This is a genomic window from Burkholderia sp. AU45274 (assembly GCF_030482505.1).
In the GTDB taxonomy this organism is placed as follows: Bacteria; Pseudomonadota; Gammaproteobacteria; order Burkholderiales; family Burkholderiaceae; genus Burkholderia.
In genome coordinates, this window is record NZ_JAUJQE010000032.1 from 1 (window position 1) to 3289 (window position 3289).

Genomic DNA, 3289 nt, shown 5'->3' on the forward strand with positions numbered 1-3289 from the left:
GGCTTAGGGAGCCTGACGATTACCTACTTTCACACGGGAATCCGCACTATCATCGGCGTAGAGTCGTTTCACGGTCCTGTTCGGGATGGGAAGGGGTGGGACCGACTCGCTATGGTCATCAGGCAAAGAGGGTTGTTGCGCTGGCTTCGCAGCACAACCAATCTGGGAAGAAGCAGTAATTTTGAGTTGTGTGTATCACACACGAGAATCCAACCTGTCGCTTTGGATCGCGGCCGGTGCTTGCGCACGGCGCCGATCTACAAGGCAGACTTGTTATAGGATCAAGCCTTACGGGCAATTAGTATCAGTTAGCTGAACGCATTACTGCGCTTACACACCTGACCTATCAACGTCCTGGTCTCGAACGACCCTTCAAGGGGATCTAGTCCCCAGGGATATCTCATCTTAAGGCGAGTTTCCCGCTTAGATGCTTTCAGCGGTTATCTCTTCCGAACATAGCTACCCGGCGATGCCACTGGCGTGACAACCGGTACACCAGAGGTTCGTCCACTCCGGTCCTCTCGTACTAGGAGCAGCCCCCTTCAAATATCCAACGCCCACGGCAGATAGGGACCAAACTGTCTCACGACGTTTTAAACCCAGCTCACGTACCTCTTTAAATGGCGAACAGCCATACCCTTGGGACCGGCTACAGCCCCAGGATGAGATGAGCCGACATCGAGGTGCCAAACACCGCCGTCGATATGAACTCTTGGGCGGTATCAGCCTGTTATCCCCAGAGTACCTTTTATCCGTTGAGCGATGGCCCTTCCATACAGAACCACCGGATCACTATGACCTGCTTTCGCACCTGCTCGACTTGTCGGTCTCGCAGTTAAGCACGCTTATGCCATTGCACTATCAGCACGATTTCCGACCGTACCTAGCGTACCTTCGTACTCCTCCGTTACGCTTTGGGAGGAGACCGCCCCAGTCAAACTGCCTACCATGCACTGTCCCCGACCCGGATCACGGGCCAAGGTTAGAACCTCAAACAAACCAGGGTGGTATTTCAAGGACGGCTCCACCGAAACTAGCGTTCCGGTTTCATAGCCTCCCACCTATCCTACACAGATCGGTTCAAAGTCCAATGCAAAGCTACAGTAAAGGTTCATGGGGTCTTTCCGTCTAGCCGCGGGTAGATTGCATCATCACAAACACTTCAACTTCGCTGAGTCTCGGGAGGAGACAGTGTGGCCATCGTTACGCCATTCGTGCAGGTCGGAACTTACCCGACAAGGAATTTCGCTACCTTAGGACCGTTATAGTTACGGCCGCCGTTTACCGGGACTTCAATCAAGAGCTTGCACCCCATCATTTAATCTTCCGGCACCGGGCAGGCGTCACACCCTATACGTCCACTTTCGTGTTTGCAGAGTGCTGTGTTTTTATTAAACAGTCGCAGCCACCAGTTTATTGCAACCCCTTCACCCTCCTGGCGCAGGCCAGTCAAGCTACAAGGGCGTACCTTATCCCGAAGTTACGGTACCAATTTGCCGAGTTCCTTCTCCCGAGTTCTCTCAAGCGCCTTAGAATACTCATCTCGCCCACCTGTGTCGGTTTGCGGTACGGTCATCGTTAGACTGAAGCTTAGAGGCTTTTCTTGGAACCACTTCCAATTGCTTCGCTCCCTAGGGAGCTCGCGCCACACCCTTGAATTACGCGCCCGGATTTGCCTAAGCGCCTTCTCCAATGCAGCGACCGGGACTTCCAACACCCGGACAACCTTCCGCGATCCGTCCCCCCATCGCATCTAACAATGGTGCAGGAATATTGACCTGCTTCCCATCAGCTACGCATTTCTGCCTCGCCTTAGGGGCCGACTCACCCTACGCCGATGAACGTTGCGTAGGAAACCTTGGGCTTACGGCGAGGGGGCCTTTCACCCCCTTTATCGCTACTCATGTCAGCATTCGCACTTCTGATACCTCCAGCATCCCTTCCGAGACACCTTCGCAGGCTTACAGAACGCTCTCCTACCATGCGTGCTAAGCACGCATCCGCAGCTTCGGTATATAGCTTAGCCCCGTTACATCTTCCGCGCAGGACGACTCGATCAGTGAGCTATTACGCTTTCTTTAAAGGGTGGCTGCTTCTAAGCCAACCTCCTGACTGTTTTAGCCTTCCCACTTCGTTTCCCACTTAGCTATATTTGGGGACCTTAGCTGGCGGTCTGGGTTGTTTCCCTCTTGACACCGGACGTTAGCACCCGATGTCTGTCTCCCGTGATTGCACTCTTCGGTATTCGGAGTTTGCTATGGCGGGGTAATCTGCAATAGACCCCCCAACCATGACAGTGCTCTACCCCCGAAGGTGAGACACGAGGCACTACCTAAATAGTTTTCGGAGAGAACCAGCTATTTCCAAGTTTGTTTAGCCTTTCACCCCTATCCACAGCTCATCCCCTAACTTTTCAACGTTAGTGGGTTCGGACCTCCAGTACGTGTTACCGCACCTTCATCCTGGCCATGGATAGATCACTTGGTTTCGGGTCTACGCCCAGCAACTGAACGCCCTATTCGGACTCGCTTTCGCTACGCCTGCCCTATACGGTTAAGCTTGCTACTGAACGTAAGTCGCTGACCCATTATACAAAAGGTACGCCGTCACCCCTTACGAGGCTCCGACTGTTTGTATGCATGCGGTTTCAGGATCTATTTCACTCCCCTCCCGGGGTTCTTTTCGCCTTTCCCTCACGGTACTGGTTCACTATCGGTCGATCACGAGTATTTAGCCTTGGAGGATGGTCCCCCCATCTTCAGACAGGATTTCACGTGTCCCGCCCTACTTGTCGCACACCTAGTTCTTTCATACTGTTTTCGCCTACAGGGCTATCACCTGCTATGGCCGCACTTTCCAGAGCGTTCGGCTAACAATACAAATAAAGAGTGCAAGGCTCATCCCATTTCGCTCGCCACTACTTTGGGAATCTCGGTTGATTTCTTTTCCTGCGGTTACTTAGATGTTTCAGTTCACCGCGTTCGCTTCACATGGCCTATGTATTCAGCCATGGATACTCCAAAAGGAGTGGGTTTCCCCATTCGGACATCTACGGATCAAAGCTCGTTTGCCAGCTCCCCGTAGCTTTTCGCAGGCTACCGCGTCCTTCATCGCCTGTGATCGCCAAGGCATCCACCACATGCACTTGTTCGCTTGACCCTATAACGAGTCTGTCTCATCGACAGTCGCTACAGGTTGAGTTCTCGCGTTGTGCCGTATTCCAATTGAGTCAAACATTAAGTTCGAATCATCTTGAGATACATCGATACAATCACAACCCGGATAGTTT

General features: G+C 52.6%; 2 rRNA genes. Both read right to left on the reverse strand.

What is annotated here, in order from left to right:
- Positions 1 to 10 precede the first annotated feature (10 nt).
- Positions 11 to 123: ribosomal RNA gene (rrf, locus tag QZM35_RS38040) — 5S ribosomal RNA — on the reverse strand.
- A gap of 154 nt (positions 124 to 277) precedes the next feature.
- Positions 278 to 3159 (reverse strand): 23S ribosomal RNA (locus tag QZM35_RS38045).
- Positions 3160 to 3289 lie beyond the last annotated feature (130 nt).